Source organism: Sulfuricurvum sp. RIFCSPLOWO2_12_FULL_43_24, from assembly GCF_001829605.1.
GTDB lineage: Bacteria > Campylobacterota > Campylobacteria > Campylobacterales > Sulfurimonadaceae > Sulfuricurvum.
Genome location: NZ_MIBT01000096.1, coordinates 1 through 25,330, shown reverse-complemented (window position 1 = coordinate 25,330; position 25,330 = coordinate 1). Strand labels below are relative to the sequence as shown.

The window sequence follows — 25,330 nt, the reverse complement described above, 5'->3', positions numbered from 1 at the left end:
TCAAAAGAGTTATTCGACAACCGCCAAGACTTGACCTGCTTCGATTTTATCATTAACATTTACATTAATTGATGTTACTTTTCCGGCGCGTGGAGCAACTACGTCAATCTCCATTTTCATCGCTTCCAAAATCATAATTTTATCGCCGGCATTCACACTGTCGCCAACTGCAGCAACCAATTTAAAGACAGAACCCGGAAGTTCAGCACAAATCGCATTTGCGTTCGCTGCAGGAGCGGCAACTGCCGCCGGTGCTGCTACTGGAGCAGCAGGTGCTACCGATACTGCCGGAGCAGTTTGAACCGTTGCATTTCCGCCTACGATTTGTACGTTGTATTGTTGTCCGTCTACGATTACTGTGTAAGTACCATTTGCCATAATTAAATTCTCCTGTAGTGTTGATTGAATTTTAGATTCTGCCGTTTTCGGGCTATTTTTTCGAACATTGACCGTCGCTTCCCCTTTAAGAAAAGCAATCCCTTTAACATCACATGAAGCGGCAATGAAAATATTTTCATCCGTTGCTTCAATCCCTTCGTCGCTCAAACGTTTAGTCCAATAAGCGACCGATTTGGTTTCATCACGATCGGCAATATCGATAGCATGATCGGTAGTCGGTTCAAGTTTAAGCTGTTCATGCGCAATACGAACTACTTCAGGATCCGGTGCTGTAGGTGTTTGACCAAAATACCCCAAAACCATTTTTCCATAACCCGGAGCAATTTTTTTCCATGGCCCCATAAGGGCATTGTTCAATGCCTGTTGGAAGTAAAACTGAGATACCGGAGTAACCGATGTACCGTATCCGCCTTTCTCAACCACTTCACGCATCGCACGGATTACTTCTGGGTAGCGATCGAGCATGTTGTTATCACGCATCATTTGGGTATTCGCTGTAAGCGCTCCCCCCGGCATCGGAGAAAATGGAATGAGAGGCGATACTTGTGTCGCTTCCGGCGGCATGAAATAGTCCTTCAGACAATCACCCAAAACATCTTCGTATTTGAGGATTTTTTCGAGTTCAAGCCCGCCAAGATCGAAATTTTTTCCTTTAACCGCGTGCAACATAGTCAAAATATCGGGTTGTGACGTACCGCCGCTCACTGGAGCCGCCGCCATATCAATCCCGTCAACTCCGGCATCGAGCGCTGCAAGATAACATGCAACACTGACCCCTGCCGTCTCATGGGTATGAAGACGCAAATGGGTCCCCTCGGGAACGAGTTTACGTGCCATTGTTAACGTTTCATACACCTTTTGCGGACTCGACGTTCCACTCGCATCTTTAAAGCAGATAGAGCTGTATGGAATCCCGGAATCTAGGATTTCACGAAGTGTTTTCTCATAAAACGCGACGTCGTGCGCTCCGACACATCCCGGAGGCAAATCCATCATCGTAACGACGACTTCGTGTTTCAATCCATGATGAGCGATACGTTCACCCGAATATTTCAGATTTTCGACATCATTGAGGGCATCGAAATTACGAATGGTTGTCGTTCCGTGTTTTTTAAACATTTTGGCATGCAAATCGACCATTTCACGACTGCCCGTATCGAGCATCACCGTATTCACCCCGCGTGCAAGGGTTTGAAGATTTGCATCCGGCCCGACGATAGCACGAAAACGATCCATCATATCAAATGCATTTTCATTCAGATAGAAAAAAAGACTTTGAAAACGGGCACCGCCTCCAAATTCGAAATGTCGGATTCCCGCCTCCGCAGCCGCTTCAACCGCAGGGAAAAAATCTTCCATCAACACCCGTCCGCCGAATACGGACTGAAAGCCGTCACGGAACGTAGTGTCCATTACATCAATGTATTTTTTTGCCATTTACGTGTAGCCCTATTTCTTTAGATTATTATGGTGGTGAATCACAGCAGCAAGTGCCGCAATTCCTAATAAACCGCCATTTTGAGAGTTTTCCATTTCATGATGATGAAGCGCGGCTGCAATCGCAGCTACTTTTGCTCTTACATCACTGTTTTCCAAATCATGGTGGTGTAATGCTGCTGCAATCGCTGCTACTTTGGCACCTTGTGTACGATCACATGAAGATGCAACGGCACCCTCACCTGCAAAGTTTTGAGATTCCGGGGCATTCTTGGATTGAAACATAGTCAAATATTTCATTACTTTATTGAGTAATTCCATTCGAGATCCCCATAGTTAATTTGCACGCGTAATCTTTACACGATGCGTGATTCTAGTATAAAGTTCATTAAAAAAGATTTACTGCGACCGGTTTCAATGAACCTTTTAGTTTCTTTCGTTACAATCCGCCTCATTATTTTATACACAGAGGTGCCTTATGGATCTAAGCAAAATCGGTTACGGCGAAAATCCGGATAAAGTCAAAGCAATTATTGAGATTGCCTGCGGATCAAACATCAAATATGAAGTTGAAAAAGAGAGCGGTGCACTTGTGCTTGACCGCGTTATGCACTCTGCTATGTACTATCCGGCAAACTACGGCTTTGTCAACAAAACACTTTCCCAAGACGGCGATCCGGCTGATATCTTGATTCTTACCGAGTATCCTATGGTTGAGGGGTGTGTGACTAATTGTCGTTTAGTCGGTGTTCTTATTATGGAAGACGAAAGCGGTATCGATGAAAAATTGCTTGCCGTTCCAACCTCAAAAATCGACCCGACATTCGAAGAGATTCAAGACCTCGGTGATATTCCAAAACACACCTTAGCTAAAATCAAAAACTTCTTTGAAACCTATAAAATGCTTGAACCGGGTAAATGGGTAAAAGTAAAAGGGTTTGAAGACAAAGCATCCGCAACTAAAATCTTAGAAGATGCTATCAAAAATTACAAAGAGTAAACAAAGATGATCGATTTCGGCTCTAGCGATTTTTTTGCCTATGCGATTTTTGGACTGATACTTAATTTTATCTTTTCGATTGCGTTTGGTCTTTATCTCAGCAACAATATCGGAGTCGAAGAGATGATGCACTCCAAAGGAGATCGCGAGCAACCATGGTGGCTCTCTCTCTCACTCGCTATCCCCTACGCTAAAATGGTCATTACCCTTTATCGGGTTGCCATTTTACAGCTCTACTTTCTCGATCAGGGAAAAAGTCACAAAGAGTATTGGATCTATTTAACCAGCGAAGAGTCGTAAACCGTTGGAAAAAAATGTTTCATTTTTACTCATGAGCTATTTTTTTAACCTTTTTTTTACAGCTTTTAGAAAACTTTTTAGCTTGAAACTTAAAGTAACAGCAATATATTTAACATTTTAACACATAATACAACCATATCGTTGCCTAAACTTAAACACAGCTTTCCCTCTGTACGGTAGCGTACCCCCCTTTTCTATTACTTTTTCTTAACTGATTCATTTAGAAAGGACACACCATTGTTATAATCCTCCCAGTACCCTAAAATTTCATATTCCATAATCGAGGTGCAAATTTGAGATTTCTTTCCCTAATACTACTGCTTGCTTTATCACTTTTTGGTGATTCTATGACCCCTAAACAACTCCATGTATTACAAACCGTACGCGATGTCGCAAAATCGATTCCCGATAGAAACGGCAACACGTATGAAAATACAGTCAGTGCGATTTGTTTAACGGAGAGCAGTGCCGGGAAAAATACCATAGGCGACTTCAGACATAAAAAATCATTTACCAAAGCTTCTCTGGGTCCGATGCAGATTCAAGTTGCTACCGCACGCCACGTCTCACAAAACGTTAAAAAACTCCGCTGGCTTAATAAGCTTAGCGACGTACAGTTGGCTGGACGATTGTTGGGAGATATTAAACTCTCTGCTCAAGTCGCTACCCACTATCTGGTTTTGCTCCAAAATAAACGATTGGATAATTTTTATGCCATTAGCGGCTACAACGGCGGTTTTTCAAATCGTCCCTATTACAATCGTGTCATGAAGAATATGAACCTGGTCAACCATCTCGTCTCTTCGGGTAAGCTATCATAATTTTTAAGCTATAATATCCTATCTACTGCGCAGGGGAGGATGATTATGAATGATGATAAGCTCAAAGTAATGCTTGCTATTTTAAGCGGTGTCGTTTTTAGTCTCATCTTTATCCTCCTCGCTTTCATTCTCCCTATTCATCCTGATAAGGTGCCGCAAAAAACAATGGATTCTGAGTTGCAGAAGCTCTCCAAAGAGTACCAACGAAACAAATATACCCCTCCTCCTCCTGAACACTGACTATAGGCGCTATGGAATAACAACACGACGCTTATTCTATAAATATTACAATTCAAAATAAATCCCTCAAAAATGTGCTATCATATTTACTTACGATGTTTTTTGTTGAAAGGAGCGTTGAACCTTGGACAGCAATACTCTTATTCCGGCATTTGATTGTATGAGCGACGAGCAGTTAGAAGAATTTCGACGGCTGAAATTTGCCATCAGCTCTTCCGAAGACGGCATTTGGGAATACAATATCCAAAAAAACACAACCTATGTCTCAAAACGATGGCTTGAAATTATCGGTTACGCTGAAAATGAGTATCACAGTTCCATCGAAACATGGAAGTCGATGCTTCATCTCGATGATGTCGAAAAGGCCGTAGGGGTTCTCTTTAACTCCATTGCGAACAAAATCGAAAGCGCACACGTGCGCTATCGCATTCGTCATAAAAACGGTCACTGGCTCTGGATATACGACCGCGCTAAGATTCTCTTTGATGCGAACGGAGACCCCCTTATCGTTGCGGGATTTCGAACCGATATCACTCATCAAGTCGAGCTCGAAAACCACAAAGAGGAACTCGCCACCATCGTCCAGCATGCTACGATGGAGGTTTATATCGCCGATGCCGAAACTCTCAAATACCTCTATGCTAATGACGGGGCGTTAAAAGCACTGGGGTATACGCTGGAAGATCTCCAGCAACTCTCTATCACCGATATCAATCCCGAACTGACGCAGGAGCAAATCGAAACGTTTCGGCAATATCTCAACACGATCAGCCCTGTACTCAGTAACATCTCTTATCATAAACGAAAAAATGGAACCATTTACCCCGTACAGGCAAGCGTACATAGATTAAGTTATCTCGGACGACCCGCTGTGGTTATTTTTGATACCGATATTACAGAACTCAATGAAACCCAAAACAAGCTGCTTCATCTTGCAACACACGATTCACTGACCGGGCTGCCTAACCGTATTTTATTTAATGATCGCCTCCAAATGGCTATAAAAAAGAATCAGCGCCATCATGAAAAAATAGCGGTACTTTTTATCGATCTCGACCACTTTAAACAGATCAATGATTCATTGGGACACCCAATGGGTGACAAACTCCTGATTCAAGTAGCCCTTCGGCTTCAATCGATTTTACGGGAATGCGATACCATAGCCCGTATGGGGGGAGATGAGTTTAATATCCTTATCGATTCGCTGCATCAAATCGAAAATCTTATTGACATCCTAGAGAAATTAATCCACGCTTTCAAAGAACCCTTCTCCATCCAAGGACATGTTTTATACACAACGCTCAGCATCGGTATCGCCCTCTCTCCTGATGATGGTATCTCAACCGAACTCCTCCTTAAAAATGCCGATACCGCGATGTACCGAGCCAAAAATGAGGGGCGAAATACCTACCGATTTTATGCCAATGAGATGGGAGACAAAGCTGTTGAGCGTGTTATGATGGAAAATTCGTTACGCATAGCCCTCAAAGAGCATCAATTTGCAGTCTATTATCAGCCGCAAGTTGATCTGCTCAGCCATAAGTGGGTCGGTATGGAGGCTCTGGTACGATGGATTCATCCAACTTTGGGAGTGGTCTCGCCTGCTAGTTTTATCCCTTTGTGTGAAGAGATGGGCTTGATTCAAGAGCTTGATTTTATGGTTTTGGAAAATGTTGTAAAGCAACATATCCTATGGCAAAACGAAGGGATATGCGCCCCAAAAACCGCTGTCAATTTCTCCGCCAAAACACTCGCCAATCGAAACATTGCCAAAGAGGTTTGGTCCATCTTGGAGTTTTACCATTGCCCGTATCAGTGTATTGCAATAGAGGTAACGGAATCCCAAATTATGCGTAATCCGAAAGAAGCGATCGAAATTTTGGGTGAGTTTAAAGCATTAGGATTAGAGATATCGGTTGATGATTTTGGAACCGGATATTCCTCCCTCTCTTATCTCAAACGACTCCCCATCGATAAACTAAAAATTGATCAGAGTTTCATACATGATATTCCTGAGGATGAAGATGATATGGCAATTACAAAAACCATCATCGGCTTAGCCCGGAATCTCAAGCTTGATGTTATTGCCGAAGGGGTTGAAACGGCTGAACAAGAAAACTTTCTCCTCCAAAATGGTTGTACACTGGCGCAAGGTTATCTCTATGACAGGCCGCTGGACACACAAACGACAACCTTGCGCTTACACGAATAAGATATTAATGAGGTTTTCATACCTATTTAATGCTATAATTTTTTATTCTTACAGCACGGAGGCTGCTTATGTTCAATCTATCCACCATCAAAGGAAAGCTGGCCGCCTTAATGGCACTTAGTTTCATTACCTATGCCACATTGGGCTATCTTGCCTACTCTAATAACAAAGACGCCCAAAAAACTGCCGAAAGAATGGTTCTTCTCGGAGATATTCGTACGTATACCAATGGTGCGATGATGGAGCTCCGTGGCTACCAACTCCTCTACAGTGAAGATTTCCTAAATCGTTACAACGAACACAATAGCAAATTGGCTGAAGCCGTTCAGAAACTAAAAGATATAACCCGTTCAAAAGAAAATCAAGAACGTTTGTCAAACATCGCCTCTCATCACGCAGAGTGGATTAAGGTCAATGAGCCTCGTATCACTATCATTAGCGAAAATGAAAATGAAATACACAGCCTTGATTTCTTAGCAACACAAGAGGGGAAAAATCTTCAACGAATAACGAGAGAATCGGCTTCCAGCTATGAAGGAATTGTCAAAGAAGAGAGCGATTTGGTACAATCCATGCAGCAAAAAAATCTCGATACTCTCGATTCGAATGCAATGCTTATGGAAACCATCATCGCGATCAGTGCCTCTGTTATGATGATTATTTTTTATTTTATCATCCAAAATATTACTCATTCTATCGCGCGTCTTGAAGAGACTATCCAAGCGGTCGCCCAGGATCGTGACTTTACCCGCAGCACAAAGGTAGAAGGGAACGATGAACTTTCTCACATGAGCCACAAAGTAAACGATCTTGTCAGTGTACTTCGCCAAGCCTTCCAAGGGATCCGTTCCGCATCAAGCGAAAATCTTTCGGTTTCGGCCGACCTCTCAGCGACTACTCTCGCTATCGGCAAAGCGGCCGAAGAAGAGTCCAAAATCGTTGCCCAAACGACCAATGAATCCGATCGTATGAAAGAGGCAATGAAAGCCTCTGCTGCAGAAGCCAAGGTGGTACAAGAAAAAGCGATCGGTGCACGCGAAAACCTTCAAGAAGCGCAATCGGCTCTTCATAACACCATCGAACAGCTCTCACTCACGGTTCAAATGGAAGGGGAGATTAATGATCGTCTCAACTCCCTCTCCCAAGAAGCATCCCAAGTCAAACAAGTCCTTACCGTTATCGCCGATATCGCCGATCAAACGAATCTCCTTGCCCTTAATGCAGCGATCGAAGCAGCGCGTGCAGGTGAACACGGACGCGGATTTGCCGTTGTGGCGGATGAAGTGCGAAAACTGGCTGAACGTACCCAGAAAAGCCTTGTCGAAACGAATGCTACGGTTAATGTTATCGTTCAATCGATCAATGATATCACCGATCAGATGAACCACAATACTAAACGGATTGAGAGCCTCGTGGATGCATCCGCAGAAGTAAACGATCATACGGAAACTGCCGTCAGTGCATTAGCCGATACGGTCCAAGCCATCGAAAAACTCTCAAACGACACTCAAACCAATGCCGCAACAACCGAATCGATCATCCAAAAAATCGGAAACATTAACGATCTCTCGACTTCGAATGCCCGCAGTGTCGAAGAAATCGCTGCTGCTGCTGAACATCTACACCAAATGACCGAACAGCTTACCGCACAAATTTCCGTCTTTCGAACGTAATACGTTTACAGCTTCCCTAAAATCCTAGGGAAGTTTATTGAATGAATTCAGTCTGCACTGTAAATCTTGTTTCTGCCACGCTTTTTAGCTTCATAAAGAGCTTCATCAATATAACCGATCGTTTCATGTATATTTTGATTTTTTTTGAGTTTTCCAATACCTATACTGATCGTAATCGGTTGTTCCAACTCAAAAGGGTACACTTCTACCGTATGTCGAAGGTTTTCAGCCACAACAGCAACCTCTTCTATCGAAGTGTGAGGAAGAATAACGATAAATTCTTCACCGCCCCATCGCCCAATCACATCGGTTTGACGGAGAGTCGTTTTAAAAATATGAGCGAGTAACCGTAAAATCGTATCTCCCGTTTGATGGCCGTATCGATCATTCACTGTCTTGAAATAGTCCACATCGATTATCATAATAGTGCACATATACGTTGGATATCGATCCACTTTTAGCTGCTCAATGCCCAACATTTCATCGGTTTTTTGCCGATTATACAACCCTGTCAGCTTATCTGTTATCGAAAGTTCAAGCAGTTTTGCGTTGTATTGCTTAAGGATAAAATAACGCCATGCAAACGCAAGGATTCCCAATAATACTATCCCCAGTACCTTCCAAATGAGAGAACGTTCAATCCATGCTACCTGCTCGATCGTCGATGACCAACGGTTATAAATAGTCTGCATCGTAGACTCATCGAGATGGAGAACCAATTTTTGAAAAATAGTATGGAGTATCGTTTCATCATTACGTACCGCGACATGTAATTCATCTTTTTCTTCCAATCGCGATGAAACTTTTAAGCTACCGGTATACTCTTTTTGAATATACGATGAAACAACCATCAAGTTATCAATATATCCATATATTTCGCCGTTTTCGACTTTTGTTAATCCATCACTAATCGATTCAACTTCGACAATGGTAAGTGCAGGATAATAAAATTTTAATCGATTAACAATTTCATACCCTTTGACTACTCCGATTTTTTCCCCTTTAAGAAGGGCTATACTTTCACTAAAAGGTTTCTCCATCGTTGTCACCATGACATACGGCAAAGCCAAATAGGCCGATGTGAAATCCAAATATTTCTCACGTTCAGGAGTTTTGGCTGCTAAGGATAAAATATCGCATTGACGATTTTTAGCCTTCTGCAATGATTCACTCCATGTAGATGTTTGAACCAACTCGATAGGAATACCGATTTTAGATTCGAAGGTTTTCATAATATCCGAAGCTATTCCGATATGTTTCCCCTCTCTGATTGCTTCTAACGGATACCATTCCGGGTCAACACACATCGTGATTTTTTTCTTTTCTGAAAGATAGGCTTTTTCACTGGCGGTGAGTTGAAAGGTATTTTTCGAACTGGCTACAATATCTTGAAATAAAAACTGTCCCAATTTTTGATCTTCACGGATAATACCGGCTCGAAGCAGCTGTTTAAAGAGACGTTGAGTGAGTTCGATGTTTGTTTCTCCGATACCGTACAAGTCCGTCATCATCAGTTTTTTAATCACTTTAGCTTCATAGGAAAGCGCTTCATAGGACTTTTTAACACCGTATTTTTTTTTCAGAATATCGTTCATTTCTCCGGGATGCTCGAGTGCATACTCCCAACCTCGATTGGTCGCTTCGATCAGCTTTTCGCCCCGTTTAGAATGTTCAGTTGCTTCTTCATACGAAGTAAAAAGATTTCCGGCATTCATCACAAATCCGTATTCAACCGGATCGATGATATCGTAAGGGATTTTAAGCCGATCAAGTTCATAAAGCTGGTTGGAGCGATACACACTCATTGCATCTATCTCACGGCGAATAAAAGGGTCAATGCTGAACGTTTGATCGATTAGACGGCTATTTTGAGGAGTAATGCCGAAATGGGAGAGTAAAAGGGACAAAGAGCTGTGTTTAAGCTCATTTTTTGTCCCCATGAGGGTTTTACCAATGAGATCAGCAGGGTTTTCGAGCCCTTTTTGAGCTACAAATATCAAAGGAGAATGGTGCAAATAGGTTGCCAACAAAACGATAGGGCGAACACGACCGTTTTCTACAACGATACTGCTGTTATAGATACCGTACTGGGCTTTATGGTTCAATACATCGGAAACGACATCAATGCCCCTCTGATACTCACGCAGCTCGACATCCAAGCCTGCTTCTTGATAAAAGCCTTTTTCTTTTGCCGCGACATAACCGGCATACTCAAACTGATATTTCCAATCGAGCTGGATCGATACTTTTTCCAACGCTGCACCGTTTAAAAGCGAAACCAGTGCTATACAAACAATGAAAAAACGTATCACCATGCACCAACCAATTTTCTACTCTCACAAAAGCATATTCTTTATTCTACACTTGAAAATATAAATATTTTCCTTAAATCAAAAAACTTAGCGACGTCCGTCATAATTACGTTTTTTAGGCTCATGGCGTCCACCGTCACGTTTTTGTGCCGGTTTGCCGCTGCGATCACCGCCGCTATTCCCGCCACGGTTTCCGCCTCCGCCGCCACGGCCGCGTTGAATCGGTTCGGCTTTGATAGAAGGATCAGGTTCGTACCCTTCTACGATACGGGATGGAAGCTTTTTATTGATCAATTTTTCGATGCCGCGCAGATAATCGGATTCATCGACACATACCAGTGAAAGTGCTTCTCCCTCGCATCCTGCACGCCCTGTTCGTCCAATACGGTGAACGTAATCCTCGGCGATATTAGGAAGCTCAAAATTTACCACATGCGGGAGTGCATCGATATCGATACCGCGCGCGGCGATATCGGTGGCGACCAGGACTCTAACCGAGCTAAGTTTAAAATCATTCAACGCTTTTGTACGTGCGGCTTGACTTTTATTACCGTGGATCGCGGCGGCAGTAATACCGATCTTTTGAAGATACTCGGTGAGTTTGTTGGCTCCGTGTTTGGTGCGGGTAAAGACGAGAACCTGTTCCCATTTATTTTTGCCGATGAGCTCTCCCAAAAGGGCACTTTTACGTTTGCAATCGACTAAGATTACACTTTGGGTTACAAGCTCGCTGGAGGTGTTGCGGCGTGCTACTTCGACTTCAGCCGGATTGCGCAACAAGGTATTTGCCAATGTTTTAATCTCATCCGAATAGGTCGCAGAGAACATAAGGTTTTGACGCACTTTCGGCAGTATGGTGATAACACGGCGAATATCGCGAATAAATCCCATATCGAGCATACGATCCGCTTCATCAAGGACAAAAACTTCTACCGCGCTCAAATCAACTGTCCCCTGCCCTACGTGATCGAGTAAACGTCCCGGAGTAGCGATAAGAATGTCGATTCCGTTTCTGAGCATCGTAATTTGAGGATTAATCCCCACCCCGCCGAAAATAACGGCACTTTTGAGGGGGAGATATTTACCGTAGATTTTGACACTATCCGCCACTTGTGCCGCAAGCTCACGTGTTGGCGTAAGGATAAGAGCACGGATTTTACGATGATTTTTCGGCATTTTTTGCTCACTGAGGATTTGGAGCATCGGGAGGGTAAAGCCAGCGGTTTTGCCGGTACCGGTTTGAGCCCCTGCGAGCATATCACGCCCTTCTAAGATATAAGGGATCGCTTGTGCCTGAACGGGCGTAGGGGTAGTATAGCCTTGGTCATTGATTGCTTTGAGCAACGAGTCATTTAGTTTTAAATCGGTGAAAGTCATAAAGGGATTCCTTTGGTGGTTCGGCCCAACCAAAGTCGCAACTGTGGACGGTTTTAGGCAAGGGGGAAAATTAGGTGAAAAGTGCAGTTTAACGCAAGTTCGTCAAGAGCGCCAACCGTAGGCGCAAATAATAGTGGTATTTTACCACACTCTCCTCTCAAAATTCCTATGTACGATTAACAGACGGGAAAAAAAGTTACGACGAGGCTAGAAGCCGTATAAAGGTATCACTGTAATAGACATCAAACTGATCTTCCATCTCTTGCCTCATGAGCATCAGCGCTTCGTAACTGGTGTAGCTCATACGATAAGTGCGCCGTGTGGTCAATGCATCGAAGACATCACACATACCGATAATACGTGCAAATTTAGGAATACGCTTACCACGCAATTTGCCTGGATACCCTTTCCCGTCGAGTTTTTCATGATGATAGCGAACGCCATCCAGAATTTTTTGGTTTACGATACCGTTTTTTTGCAGAATCTCCACCCCATATTCTGAATGCGCTTGAATAAGGATATACTCTTCATCATCCAAGGTCGAAGATTTATTCAGTATGCTCTTATTTATCCGTATGTTTCCGATATCGTGCAGCAATCCTACAAACGCTAAATCCAGTAAATCTTGTTGAGACAAACCGATTGATTTAGCTAGAATAATTGAAAATATTGCAACATTTGTACTGTGATGATGCGTACTGTATTCATGTGGAATTAATCGTAACACCTTCGGCATAAGATCCGTATCAATCGAATTTATGCATTGAAGCATCGATTCTATGCAAAGATTTAGGGCTTCGAGCGGTAGTGTTTCACTCATTTCCTCAAAGATGGATTCCAATAACAGTGTCGTCGTTGTATAAAGTGTCTCTAATTTTTCTTCATCATTCCTCAGCGATTCAATTTTTTCCTTGAGATCCATCACACTCAGCGCGACCTGTTGCAGATTCTTTAAAGGAAGATGATAATCTTGTGTTCCATGCATTTTTTTATAGATTTGTACTTTCTCACTATCGAGTGTCAAAATATAGATTGTCTCATTTTGTTTAACTCGATGGGCCAATTCAACCGTAATAAAAGTTCCGCTTTCAATGATGATGACGTAATCATCAAATCGTTTGATGAAGCAGTCAAAATCAATAACACTCTCTTCTACTAAAAACGTCGGTTTTATCGCAGTATATCTGTGGTTAATAACTCTTTTAACAACTTTATGCAAACTTTCATATCCTTTTTTTTATGATGCGGTCTATAACGTTTTCATCATTATGACACAACTCTATTGCGTCCATTTGCTTTCGCTTCGTATAACAACTCATCGGCACGATTCAACAAATGTTCAGCATCTTCATTCCCCTCGAGTGCGGCAACTCCAAACGAACAGGTGATCTGTCCGACACTCTCAAAATCTTCTTCATCAATCACCTTTCTAAGCATCTGTGCAATTTTAATGGCTTCACCGAGTTCAGAATCCGGTAACAGAAGAACAAATTCTTCCCCTCCCCAACGGGCTATAATATCACTTTTACGTATACGCTGTCGTACCAGTGCCGCGATCTGTTTTAACACAGCATCTCCAATGAGATGACCATAACGATCATTCACATTTTTAAAATGGTCAATGTCAAAAAAGATAATACTCAGAGGTTTTTCTCCTCTTCGTGCCATATTGATGGTATGCTGATACACCATGCTGAAATGGAGCCGATTAGGAACTCCCGTCAACGCATCCGTCATGGTTTGCATCTGCATCGTCGAAATATCGTTGAAAATCACAACATAACGGGTCTCTTCATTCACTTTCAGAACCGAAATACGGACTTCAAAAATCGTGGTAAGTCCATTGAATGTTATTTTTGCTTTATGAACTTTGAGAGGATGATCAATCATATATTCGGTCCAACGCTGGTCATCATGCATCGGCATCAGATATTCATTCGTATCTCCCTCTTCGAACAATTCACAGACACAATTATGCTCTTTTTTGAATGCTTCGATATTTGGATACTGCAAATATCCCAAAAATGAATCATTAGCGGCAATAAGATATTCTCCGTTGGTGACGATCACAGGAGAAGGAACGGAGTCGAGAATCATCTGAGCATACCGTTCCTGAAAACTCATTTTTTGCGTCACAATCGTATAAATCCGATCCACAATGACCACGCTCATCAGTATCAGGATTATCACTATAAGGGAAGATGCAACAATCATGTGTCGGACATGTGCACTGAAATCACTGACCGGACGGATAAACATAATCGCTCCGACCGGCTCCTCACGGTAATCTCCAACCGTTAACACATTCACTTCATAGCTTTGGTTAGCATGATGAATAATAGCATTTTCGAGTTTTGAACGCTCCTGAGCATATTTTTGTATCAGAGGACGAAATCCAGTGGGGATGTCTACTCCGATATAATCGCCGATAGCGATCAATTGAGTGATCCGTCCAAACATCCCCAAAGCATTTTCATTCACAAAGAAAAAAGATTCATACCCCGCAAACCGGCGAATTTTATCGGTGAAATAAGGGGCTGAAATACCAAACTCAACGGAACCGACATAGACTCCTTTATCAAATGCCGGAACAAGAATACGAAACGCCAGCCCCTGACGTCCCTCTTCAAACCCTGAAACACTTTGAGCACTTTTGTGTGCATACGCTACCATCGAACGCTGTGCAGCAATTTTATCCCCATACACGTTCGGTTGATGAAGTCTGAGAAGGGATGTCCCGTCCGCATTATGAAACTGCATGACAACCAACCAAGGATTTTCGCGCTGCATCACTTCCCAACGGGGACGAACAAGCTCGTAAAGTTTATCATGATCTCTTGCTTTAAATGCTTTTATGATGCCCGGAGAACGGAGGTTGGCTTCGGCTCTGGAAGAATAAAAACGGATGGTATCGTGAAGCGTTTCATGATAGGTACGATGGACTTGATTGTACGCTTCACTAAGCCGCCGCTGATCTTCTTGCTTCTCATGATAGAGGTTATAAATCGTAATGATCGATGAAACGATAACGATCAGGAAACTCAAGATGAGAATGATTTTATATTTTATATTTTTCATCTTTTGATCTCCTCTTGCAAATAGTCTAAAATAGTATTGCGCTGATACTCTTCAAATGCTTCCAATGTCAATGGCCGACTAAACCAATACCCTTGATACGCGTAACACCCAAATGAAAGAAGCATATCGAGCTGTTCTTGTGTTTCAACCCCCTCAGCAATAACCGATAACCCCATACTATCGGCTAAGGCTATGGTTGATTTGCAGAGAATAGCATCATTAGGATCTGTTAAAACATCCCGTACAAAACTTTGGTCGATTTTGAGCTGATCGAGCGGAAGCCGTTTAAGATAGGAGAGCGAGGAATACCCTGTCCCGAAATCATCGAGTGAGAAACGGACCCCTTTTGCTTTTAGGTGCTCCATTTTCATGATTGTCTCTTCGACATTCTGAATCAGCAGACTTTCGGTGAGTTCGAGTTTCAAACGATCCGGGGCAGCACCGCTCTCTTCCAAAATTTTCAGAACCTGTTCCACGAAATCATTCTGATTAAACTGGCGTGCGCTCACATTCACCGCTACACTTAAAGATTTGAAGATCTCCTGAGCTGCCCAACGCGTAATTTGAGAACAAGCTGTTTTTAAAATCCACTCTCCCAGCGGTAAAATAAGCCCCGTCTCTTCTGCAATCGGAATAAATTCCGCCGGTGATACGATCCCTCGCTGCGGATGGTTCCAGCGAACCAATACTTCGACTCCGTAAGCTCTCCCGTCTTGCCGTACCTGCGGCTGATAATAGAGAAGAAACTGCTCCTCTTCGATTCCTCTGCGGATCTCCTCTTCGAGCAATGCACGCTCTTTGAGAGAACTTTCCATTTTTGGATCAAAAAAGCTCAGAGCATTTCGCCCTCCCTCTTTGGATTTATACATTGCCAAATCGGCCTGCTTCATCAGTTCATCATCGCTCACTTCATCTCCGTTAAAGAGGGTAGCTCCGATACTGGCAGTCGATTGATACGTTGTCCCCTCCAGTTCATACGGTACATTCAAAACTGTCAAGATTTTTTTACCGATCATCTCACACGATGCTGCGGCATGTTGTTCTTCCCTTCCCAAGCCTGAGAGGAGAACAACAAACTCATCACCTCCCAACCGTGCAACGCTGTCTTCATCACGGACACAGCTCATAAGCCGCTGGGCCGATTGGCGCAGCAGATTGTCCCCCGTTGCATGCCCCAACGTATCGTTCAGTGTTTTAAAGTTATCCAAATCGATAAATAAAAGAGCGTAAAATTGTTTATTTCGATCACTCAATACACGCGCCTGATTGATTCGGTCAATTAGCAATGTACGGTTAGGCAGTGCCGTCAAAGAATCAAAAAATGCCAACCTGTTAATCGCCTCCTCCGCCGTTTTACGTTCACTGATATCCTGAACCGTCCCCATAGAACGTAATGGGGTCCCCTCTTCATCAAAATCATTCATTCCAACTTCATGAACCCATTTTATCCGCCCGTCTTCCATCAAAAGACGATGTACCACCTCATATGGCTGCTTGTTTTTGAGGGAATTAAGATAGGCACTGTTGACCAACTCTTGATCTTCGGGATGGATTCGGCTCAAGAAGGTTTCATACGTTGCCCCAAAACGTTCACTATCGACTTCAAATATCCGATAAACTTCATCCGACCACACAAGGGTATTTTCTCTCAAATCAAGAGACCAACTCCCCATACGTGCAAAATGCTGTGCTTCATTAAGCATTTTCGCAGTTAAAAGGAGTTTGAGCTGCATCTCTTTTTGCGCCGTAATATCTTCATACGTCCCTAAGATTCCGATAATTTCTCCCGAACTGTTTTTAAGCGGTACTTTTGAAGTACTCAGCCAAATACTCTCTCCATCTTGTGTCGTTTGTTCTTCTTCGTAAAAAAGTTTCGATTCCCCCGACTCCATTACGGCATGATCATCCTCACGGTAAAGATCAGCTTGCGGAGCCCATCGCATTTGATAATCGTCTTTTCCGATAAGTTCCTGCGGTAATTTCAATCCTGCATCGTGGGCAAAAAGGGTATTACACCCCAAATAGCGCAATGTTTTGCTTTTCCAAAAAACACGAATCGGAATCGTATCAATAATCGTATTCAGAAGATTACGCGATTCGATAATCGCATCTTCGGCTTTTTGCCACGCCGTAATATCGGTATGATTTCCACGATATCCGACTAATCGCCCATCAGGCGAAATGATCGGGATACCGTTCGTCATGAACCAAATATTGATTCCATCTTTAGTCACCGCTCTATTTTTAACATTGCTAAAGGGCTCTTTGCGTTCAAAAACCTCAAAAGCAGCTTTCATAAATGCTTCTCGTCCGCTGATGGGATGAAAATCATAAAAATACTTTCCTATCACTTCTTCACGCGTGTAACCTAAAACTTCATATGCGACATCACTCACAAAGGTATACATACCCTCAATATCCACTTCCCAAGCAATACTTCGGCTGTGTCGCGCCAGCTGTTCCAAACGCTGCTGACTCTCATACAAATAGTGCTGTTGATTTTTTATCCCCTTATCGGTTCGGCGAAGCAGCAAATAGACAAACGTGGTGACCAATCCAATCACTACCAATCCCAGCATCGCACCAATCATCGTCTCATCGAAAAACTCGACATTTTCATTGGTGATATTCCTCATGATAAAGAGATTGCCCACCTCTTTACCGGATACATCTTTGAGATTTACCATCGAGACGCGATAGGTATTCCCCTGCGCATAAACCTCTTCATCCTCCTCTTTGAGTACCTGTCGCATCTCTAATTGTTGATTCATCATCTCTACCAAAGGAGGAGAGAGCTTCTCGAGTGATGAGTAGATAAGAACATCATTTTTGAGAAGATTCCAATTCCCTTCCCGGGAGAGTAATCGCATCCCTTGTTCCCAATCGGAATGCTTTAACCCCTTTTTATGTAAAACGACTGCGACATGATTGTAAGATTGGAAATGGAGTTGTTGAAGTACATCTTCGATCTCTTTGCCCAGTTCAATGTATCCGATCAGTTCATTATCCACGATCACAGGTTGAACCACTCTAAGGGTTAATGTCCCCATAGGACCTATCTCAAGCCCCGATGAACTTTTATGTGTCCACTCCGCTTCCAATGCGGTAAAACGGTTAATCACATCCCCTTTTTTCCCGGGGTTATGAACTCTCAGCAAACAAACACGATTTTTATCCAAAAAATAAAAATGGGTAAGGCTGTTTTCCTCTTTCATTTTTTCAAAAACATCTTGCCAGCGTATCAAAAGGGTATTACTGTCTCCTTCACGCAACGCTTTTAGGACTACGGGATCGTTTGCGATCGGTTTGATGGCGAGAGAGAGTGCTGAAGATTGTTCATTCAGCAATACTTCCATGTCGTGATTGAGTTCAGCAATATTATTATGAAATGTGTCATGCAGATAGTGGAAATGCAGTTGGTAAAGTAATAGACCTGCTCCAAATGTACACACAAAGATGAGCAGTGTCAGGGGGATCATTAAACGTCGCGTCAAAGGCTTGGGTTGAATCCACTTACGGTCATGCAATTGCCATAGAAACGTATTGTATTCTTTCAATTTTTCTGCTTTGTCTAAAAATGTTATTGTTTTAATTCGTTATAAGAATACCGCTTTGATCCTTTGGGGTTACTTATGTATGCAGAAGCAAAAGAGGGCAAAGAATAGATGTTGGGAACCTCTTTAGAGGTTCAATCTGAAAGTTTATAGATAAGACGTCCTGCGTATTCCATGTAAAGACTTTTTTTTCGGTTTTCGATGGCACTCTCATTCGAGCAAATATGCCGATCAATCACTTTATCAAGTGATTCTTCATCGTATTTTTCCATCAGCATCTGTTCCATGGCCGCCATTTTAGCGATCATCGTATCAAACTCATAACGTGCGATATCGGTGCTGACCTGTTTTACAATATCCCAATATTTCGATTCGGGAGTCCCTCCGAAAATATCGTCTTCATCTTCAAAAAGTGCGTCATACGATGCCATTGAGAGTTCCTTTGTATTTAATCATGCCATTGTAATGAAATTCTTGAAATATTCGTACCCTTTTTAGGGTTATTTGTGAGGATTAAGAGAAAAAGAACCTATCTCCTCAATCTTCTTTATCTAAACCACAGCTTCAGAATTGCTCCGCCTAAAAGTGCGTAGGCGAGTTCTTCTACTCCTCCCATCCATGCACCGAACGCTCCCAATGCGAGAATCAGTGCGCCATAGAGTGGAGCTGTCGCTTCACGCAGCTCTTTTTTCATCATTCCATACTGCAGTGCTGAGAGATGTACGTTGAGTTCCCCTTTGCTGGCACGTTCGATGACATGTCGAAACGCCGCGATATCAGTAGGAATACGCTTTATCTCATCGATTAATGTCTCGATGATCGACTCTTTCATCCCTAGCGCTCTTGGGATATTATTCTGCAAGATCGGGAGAATGTCTTTAATCCCGTTAAAATTTTCAATGTAGGTGGTTCCAAGCCCCTCGATAATCGCACTCACCCGGAGAATGTAAATCGCCTCTTGCGGAAGTTTAAAAGGGAGATTACGGGTCTGTTCCAACACTTCGAATGCCAGCTTTTGCATACTGCCGCTATCTAATGCATCATTACCGAAAATATCAAACATCCGTTCCGTAAATTCAGCCAGTTCTGCGGCAGGTGCATCGTATGCTACCGTTCCCAGCCGTTTGGCCGCACTCACATACGCATCAAAATCACGCTCATTCGCTGCTTTGATCAACTCGATGATGGCGATACGGGTCTCATTAGGAACCCGTTTTACCATTCCAAAATCAAGAAGTACCAATTTTCCCTGCGAATTGACCAAAAGATTTCCGGGATGAGGATCGGCATGAAAATACCCTTTTACCAACATTTGATCGGTATAAAAACGGACCAGTTGATTGATGAGTGATTTGATATCCAATCCGTGTGAAAGGATAGCGTCACGATCATCAAACCGCCACCCCTCCTCGAAACTCATTACCAGTGCGTCATCACAGCTAAGAGAGGGATAACAACTAGGAAAAATAATCCCTGAGCCTTTATACATCGCTGAAAATTTTTCCAGATTGCTTCGTTCATGGTTAAGACTGCACTCTTGGACGATCATCGAAGCAAATTCGGCAATAACCGATTCGATCGAGTGCGCGGTGGTATGAGAAAAGAGGGGTCTAAACAGTCCGTTAAAGAGAATGAGTATCCGTATATCGGCACGCACCTGTTTTTCGATCCCCTCTCGTCGCAGTTTCACTGCTACTTTCGTACTCTCATCGATCCATGCCGCATGCACCTGTCCGATCGATGCCGAAGCAATCGGCTGGGGATCAAAACGGATAAACGGCGAAGAGGGAAAAGCCTTTGCCATTACCCGCTCATAAGCCGCTTGATGCATCGGGGGGAGATCATCATGAAGGGTTTTGAGGGCATTTAGATATGATTCATCAAAAAAATCGTTTCGCGTTGCCAACACCTGTGCCAGCTTGATAAAACTCGCCCCCAAACGTGTGATCGTGAAAGCAAGTTTATCGGGTGAGAGAGGCGAAAAGCCTAAAAAACTCTCCCTCTTTTTAATCAGCAGATAAAAGGACAATAGAAGCCGAAAAACACTCCAAAGCCGTCGTGGCGAATAGAGAGAACTTACGATCGCAGCGATTCGATATCCTTTTTCGTCGCAATTCCAAGCTCTTCAATCACCTCTTTGATCGCAGTTTTAAGCTCCTCTTTGAGACGTTTCTCTTCGTCTTCCCCTTTGGTTTTCAGGCTCTCTAAAAAGCTTTTGGTATCGCTGGTGTTCAGTTTCCCTTTCTCTTCGAGTTTTTTTAGCTCCTCTTCAACGCGCTCTTTTAAAAGAAGCGCTCCACCCATTCCCGTATACAGTAATTCTTTTAACATGGTAATTCTCCACTGTTTAGATAATTGTAGTATAGGCTTAAATCATTAATATCAGTATCTTTTTTTTGTCACTTTATTTGAAAATCTTCAACTTAACGTGAATGAGCGGGTGATAGTCTATATCAGTTGCACCCGTAAAGCTTCTCGCACTGTTCCAAGCCACCTTCGACATTTTCAAACCACTCTAAAAAGTGTTGTGCCATTATCCCTTTAAACAAAGAGCCGTGTTGAGGAGCGATCATCTCAACCTCGTATTTTCGTACACATTGAACCCATGCTCGACAAAAACGGTTTGATGCCATGTAACGAGAGTGAAAACTCTCCAAAAACACACGGTGTTCTTCAAAATTATCAACGTTTTTATTGAGATTTTGAGGAGAGAGAACCGCTGCTCCGATATCACCGGAAAAAAGGATTTTTGAGCGGCTGTCATAGAGCGAAAAATTTCCCGGAGAGTGGAGGAAATGAGCCGGAATGAATTGTAAAAAATCGTGCTCGAATTTAATACGTGCACCATGATCTTCAAGAGCCACAAGCCGCCCCATATCCATCAAACCGTAATGCCCCATAAAACGGGTCCACAGTTGTGACATCACCAGTTTAGCCGACGTGGCAACACTCCATTCGGCAATTGCCCCGGCAACGTCAGGGTCTTGGTGAGAGAAAAAGATAAATTTAATCTTTTGCGGGTCAATATGACGGGATACAGCATCGTATAACTCCCCAAAGATCCCTCCGCTTCCCGGATCGATCAACACCGCACTGTCATTTTGAATAATCAAAAACTGATTTACCGAGAGGGAGTATTCTTGATGTTCCTCATCTTCGAGACTGAACATCACACATTTATGCTTTTCATCTTGATACAGCAGAGTTTCATTATTCATAATTGCAGTCCTTTAAATTCGCGAATTAACACCATCTGTCGTTTTGCGATGTAATCGATCAGATTTTTTTGAGCTTGAGCATGAAGTTCATAGCTGCAAACCACCTCATAATGACGTTGATTCTCCTGTATCCGATACACTTCGGCTTCTGTGTTAATAATAACCGGACGTTGTACCGATTTTATAACAATGTCCAGCACAACGAACTGTTTCAGGGCCAAACCTGCGGGAAGCGAAGGAAAAGACAACCGTACGGCATTGATTGAAATGTCTAAAATATCTACGTCGGTTTCAAATTTTCTCCCCTCGTACAAAAAGGTAATCGTCAAATTATCATCGGGAATCACCCGAATTGCGGCCCTGCGCGTCGGAGAAGTTTTCACCATTTTATAATGGCTAAAATGGACACGCTGTGCCTCAAAATCAAACCGTTTGATTCCCTCACAAAAAATTGCCGTCGGAAACAGCTCAGACGTAAGATAAAACACCTCTTCGTATTGCATCGCCTTAAGCTGTACATACGGAGTTTGAAGGATAACTTCTGCATTAGCGACCCCGGTTATTAACGCATCATTGGTGATACTGAGACCTTTATACAGATTGTGTGCCCGTATTTTTGCTCCGCTTCGCATCGCCATATCGAGTAAGCCTCGAACGATTTTTTCATCTTTGGCCAAACGTTCTTGTTCTACTGCGGAAGCATCATAGAGTTTGAGAAGCCCAAGTTCACTCACATCATTCAGCGATAACACCCCATATCCTGCTTTATCGGGAATACTTTGAAATCTAAGGATGAAATGGTGATGAACATCATCGTTTCCCTCTATTTTGACGTTAAACAGTTTCCCTGGATTTTTAGAGATTTCACTAAACCAGTCGCACTCGTCATGGTTATACAAAAAAGTGTTATGAGATAACAGCATCTCTCCAAAGGAGACAAACTTGTCTCGTAATTTCTCAACACTCTGTACATCAAAAAAATCCAAAGTAGGTTGGTTTGCCATCACCACTTTTTGATCTTGCAGTAAAAGAGTCAGGCTGTTTTGGTAGTTAAAAATAGAGTGCAAATTGGCGTTAAAAATTTTACGGTGAAGTTCTTCTTTTAGGATAATGGCACATCGGGTGAGCGTTTCAACCAAATTTTCAATATGCATCGGTTTGGCAAGATATTCAAACACACCGACACGAATCGCACGATGAAGCAGATCATGATCATCATGGGCTGTGGTAACGATTAGCTTTACATCGGGATCGATATGCAAAATCGCTTCCGCCATCTCTAAGCCATCCATTTTCGGCATGATAATATCGGTGATTACGATGGCAGGATGGTGTTCTTTAAACAGGGCTAATCCCTCTTCTCCATCATACGCGCTGTACACCGTCTCAAAAATTTTTTGGAATAGAATGGTTGCTTGGTTATTTAGCCCAACATTATCTTCTACGTACAATAGAGTATAAGGCTGCAAAGCAATCCGTAACTGTTTCAGCGCATTGGGATCAACCATGTTTCCTATCCTTAGTCATCTGAAAGAGAATAGCCAAACATCTCTTAAATTTGCTCAAAACAAAAGATTTGTGTTCTCTTTTTACGTCATACTTCCAAAGATGAATTTATATTTTGAGGAACTTTTTGTGAGTACTTCCAACCATTTCGATTCTATCGCAGATAGTTTTAACCGTCTATGGTATTTTTCCGACGATTACAAAGATTTTGTGATTCAACATATTATCGATGAGCTTACCTTGTCAGGGGAGGATATTCTCGTCGATATCGGAGGGGGAACAGGAACATTTACCAGCCGACTCGAACAGGAAAGCTGTCTGAAAAAAGCGTACTGCATCGAACCCGCATCTGCGATGTGCGAGGAGGCTTCAAAACTAACCAATATCACAGCAATCTGCGGTGATGCTCATACTTTTCTAGCCACAAAAACGCCATTTACCAAAATACTTCTCAAAGAGGTTATCCACCATATCCCTGAGAGAGAAGCTTTTTGGAAAACCGTGCATACGATGTTGCCTCATAGAGGAAAACTCCTGATCATTACCCGCCCGCAACATGTCGCTTTTCCATTTTTCAAAGCGGCTAAAGAAGCCTTTGCCCGAAACCAGCCTCCGCACGAACTTTTCGAATCCCAGTTGAGAGAGTGCGGATTTGAGGTTGAAACCACTTTACGAAGCCATACCTTCACCCTCTCAAAAGAGCGCTGGTACGAGATGCTTCGGCACCGTTTTATGTCAGATCTCGGAGTCTTTAGCGACGAAGAGATTGAAGAGGGGATTCGTGAAATAGAAGAAAATTATACCCGTGAGAGCATCGACATCATCGATAACCTCATCTTTATCACGGCAACGAAAAAATGATTTTGTGTTATTATTAAACTCATGATAAATCTAAATACCGAAGCACGGCTTAACATCATCCTCCCCAACATGAACAAAGCCCTCGGTGAAGCAATACAAAACGCTACCCCTGAACAACTCGAAACCCTCAAAGAGGGAAAAGACCTCAAAGGCCTCCTTACTTCGGTGTTTCAGGATAAAATCACTGCCTCCAAATCCGATACTGTTTTACTCGATATTTTAAAAAACTCGACCGCTTTTAAAACGATGGGGAGCCTGAGCGAGAACCTCGAATCGCTCCTCAAAGATCTCAAAACCTCTCCCGATCTCTCCCCTAAAACCGCCGTGTTGGAGAAATTTCTCAAAAATATCGCTCTCATAGATACCCAAACGCTGAAAAATCAAGTGGCTAACAGCGGGGTTTTTATGGAATCCAAATTTGCCGCTGCGTTACAAAAGCTCCCTGATCTCACCCAAACCCTCGAACAGCTTAAAAATGTTCTCGCTCAGGCTCCCCAAAACGAGGCAAAAGCACTTCAGACACAAATCACCAAACTGTTAGAAAACCCCATTCTCACCGCATCCTCACAAAATCTGCAAAGCGCCGTCACCCTCACCGAAAGCTTAAAAAAACTCTCTGAAAATCTCCACACCCTCCTCTCCAAAAGCGATCCTCTTTACTCCAAAGAGGTCTCAGAACTCGCCCAAAAACTCGACCAGCTCAGCGTCGCCCAAGAGATCAGAAGTACCCTCTCGCAGCTCTATGGCTCTTTATTGTCCAGTAACGCAACACAAACCAATGATCTGCTCGACTCCATCGAAAAACTCCTCAAAAATTTGCCCGATTCCCCAACCGATGAGTTAAAAGCTTTTACCCAGCAACTCAAAAACGCGATTAAAGAGGGAGATGTCACGAAAGAGCTCTCCACCCTGATGACGAAACTAGGAGAGTTTGCGAATCCTAAAGAGCTGGTCACCGAAACCTTTTTACGTGAATCGATGAGCAATGATCTAAAATCGAATCTCCTCTCACTGCACAATGAGCTCTCCCGTTCAAGTGATCCCAATGCACCGAAACTGTTGGAGCTAACGGACAAGCTCCTCACCCAAATCGATTATCATCAGCTCACCTCCTATCTGGGTGCTTCTAACTCTATTTACATCCCCTTTTCATGGGATCAACTCGAATCGGGTTCTATGGCGTTTAAAAAAACCGCCGACAAAAAGTTCTATTGTGAAATTAATCTCCAGCTAAAAGAGTACGGTGAGCTCAACCTCTTGATGGCATTGTACGAAGGGAACCAACTCGAAATCCAAGCTCACACCCAAAAGAGCGAGCTCAAAACCCTCATCCAAGAGAATA

20 protein-coding genes are annotated in these 25,330 nt (G+C 42.9%); 8 read left to right on the top strand and 12 right to left on the bottom strand.

The features are described 5' to 3' along the window. Positions 1-9: 9 nt before the first annotated feature. Entirely contained in the window at positions 10-1,836 is a 1,827-nt protein-coding gene (locus tag A3G19_RS09250; protein WP_294872251.1) for a biotin/lipoyl-containing protein, read from the bottom strand. A gap of 12 nt (positions 1,837-1,848) precedes the next feature. Beyond that, a complete protein-coding gene (locus A3G19_RS09245; RefSeq protein ID WP_015653255.1) occupies positions 1,849-2,157 on the bottom strand; it encodes a hypothetical protein in 309 nt (102 codons plus the stop codon). 157 nt (positions 2,158-2,314) lie between these two features. Here A3G19_RS09245 and ppa point away from each other — a divergent pair, with 157 nt between their 5' ends. The 6 genes from ppa (at position 2,315) to A3G19_RS09215 (ending at position 8,082) form a co-directional block, all read left to right on the top strand. After that, on the top strand, positions 2,315-2,836 hold the full coding sequence (gene ppa / locus A3G19_RS09240; RefSeq protein WP_015653254.1) for an inorganic diphosphatase: 522 nt from the start codon (positions 2,315-2,317) through the stop codon (positions 2,834-2,836). Between the two features lie 6 nt (positions 2,837-2,842). Next, complete coding sequence (locus A3G19_RS09235) at positions 2,843-3,136, top strand: hypothetical protein (RefSeq protein WP_015653253.1); 294 nt, start codon at positions 2,843-2,845, stop codon at positions 3,134-3,136. 347 nt (positions 3,137-3,483) lie between these two features. Beyond that, the gene (locus A3G19_RS09230) at positions 3,484-3,957 is read left to right on the top strand and encodes a transglycosylase SLT domain-containing protein (protein ID WP_015653252.1); all 474 of its coding nucleotides are present in this window, start codon (positions 3,484-3,486) and stop codon (positions 3,955-3,957) included. Between the two features lie 45 nt (positions 3,958-4,002). Further along, a complete protein-coding gene (locus A3G19_RS09225; protein ID WP_015653251.1) occupies positions 4,003-4,197 on the top strand; it encodes a hypothetical protein in 195 nt (64 codons plus the stop codon). Positions 4,198-4,321: 124 nt separating this feature from the next. Further along, on the top strand, positions 4,322-6,409 hold the full coding sequence (locus tag A3G19_RS09220) for a GGDEF and EAL domain-containing protein (protein ID WP_294872248.1): 2,088 nt from the start codon (positions 4,322-4,324) through the stop codon (positions 6,407-6,409). 68 nt (positions 6,410-6,477) lie between these two features. Next, the gene (locus A3G19_RS09215; protein ID WP_294872245.1) at positions 6,478-8,082 is read left to right on the top strand and encodes a HAMP domain-containing methyl-accepting chemotaxis protein; all 1,605 of its coding nucleotides are present in this window, start codon (positions 6,478-6,480) and stop codon (positions 8,080-8,082) included. 47 nt (positions 8,083-8,129) lie between these two features. On the opposite strand, the gene A3G19_RS09210 is transcribed toward A3G19_RS09215, so the two are convergent. The 10 genes from A3G19_RS09210 to A3G19_RS09165 form a co-directional block, all read right to left on the bottom strand. Next, positions 8,130-10,397: a diguanylate cyclase gene (locus A3G19_RS09210; protein ID WP_015653246.1), complete on the bottom strand. Its 2,268-nt coding sequence runs from the start codon at positions 10,395-10,397 to the stop codon at positions 8,130-8,132. 84 nt (positions 10,398-10,481) lie between these two features. After that, positions 10,482-11,771 carry a DEAD/DEAH box helicase gene (locus tag A3G19_RS09205; protein ID WP_015653245.1) on the bottom strand — a complete coding sequence of 430 codons (1,290 nt, stop codon included), beginning with the start codon at positions 11,769-11,771 and terminating at the stop codon, positions 10,482-10,484. A 196-nt stretch (positions 11,772-11,967) separates the two neighbouring features. After that, entirely contained in the window at positions 11,968-12,990 is a 1,023-nt protein-coding gene (locus A3G19_RS09200; protein ID WP_015653244.1) for an HD domain-containing phosphohydrolase, read from the bottom strand. Between the two features lie 47 nt (positions 12,991-13,037). Next, positions 13,038-14,849, bottom strand: coding sequence for a diguanylate cyclase (locus A3G19_RS09195; RefSeq protein WP_294872242.1), 1,812 nt, complete (start codon positions 14,847-14,849; stop codon positions 13,038-13,040). Beyond that, entirely contained in the window at positions 14,846-18,406 is a 3,561-nt protein-coding gene (locus tag A3G19_RS09190) for an EAL domain-containing protein (RefSeq protein WP_294872238.1), read from the bottom strand. The genes A3G19_RS09195 and A3G19_RS09190 overlap by 4 nt, the downstream gene beginning before the upstream one ends. Positions 18,407-18,537: 131 nt before the next feature. Next, the gene (locus tag A3G19_RS09185; protein ID WP_015653241.1) at positions 18,538-18,834 is read right to left on the bottom strand and encodes a DUF2018 family protein; all 297 of its coding nucleotides are present in this window, start codon (positions 18,832-18,834) and stop codon (positions 18,538-18,540) included. A gap of 116 nt (positions 18,835-18,950) precedes the next feature. Then, positions 18,951-20,432 carry an AarF/UbiB family protein gene (locus tag A3G19_RS09180; RefSeq protein WP_015653240.1) on the bottom strand — a complete coding sequence of 494 codons (1,482 nt, stop codon included), beginning with the start codon at positions 20,430-20,432 and terminating at the stop codon, positions 18,951-18,953. A 47-nt stretch (positions 20,433-20,479) separates the two neighbouring features. Continuing rightward, complete coding sequence (locus tag A3G19_RS09175; protein WP_015653239.1) at positions 20,480-20,734, bottom strand: hypothetical protein; 255 nt, start codon at positions 20,732-20,734, stop codon at positions 20,480-20,482. Positions 20,735-20,856: 122 nt separating this feature from the next. Continuing rightward, positions 20,857-21,621, bottom strand: coding sequence for an MBL fold metallo-hydrolase (locus tag A3G19_RS09170; protein WP_015653238.1), 765 nt, complete (start codon positions 21,619-21,621; stop codon positions 20,857-20,859). After that, positions 21,618-23,129 carry a response regulator gene (locus A3G19_RS09165; RefSeq protein ID WP_294872234.1) on the bottom strand — a complete coding sequence of 504 codons (1,512 nt, stop codon included), beginning with the start codon at positions 23,127-23,129 and terminating at the stop codon, positions 21,618-21,620. Before A3G19_RS09165 ends, A3G19_RS09170 begins: the two co-directional genes overlap by 4 nt. Positions 23,130-23,229: 100 nt before the next feature. Here A3G19_RS09165 and A3G19_RS09160 point away from each other — a divergent pair, with 100 nt between their 5' ends. Together A3G19_RS09160 and A3G19_RS09155 are read left to right on the top strand one after the other, a co-directional pair. After that, positions 23,230-23,988 carry a class I SAM-dependent methyltransferase gene (locus A3G19_RS09160; RefSeq protein ID WP_291750936.1) on the top strand — a complete coding sequence of 253 codons (759 nt, stop codon included), beginning with the start codon at positions 23,230-23,232 and terminating at the stop codon, positions 23,986-23,988. A gap of 21 nt (positions 23,989-24,009) precedes the next feature. Further along, on the top strand, positions 24,010-25,330 hold a 1,321-nt coding region (locus A3G19_RS09155), incomplete at its 3' end, for a hypothetical protein (RefSeq protein WP_294872230.1).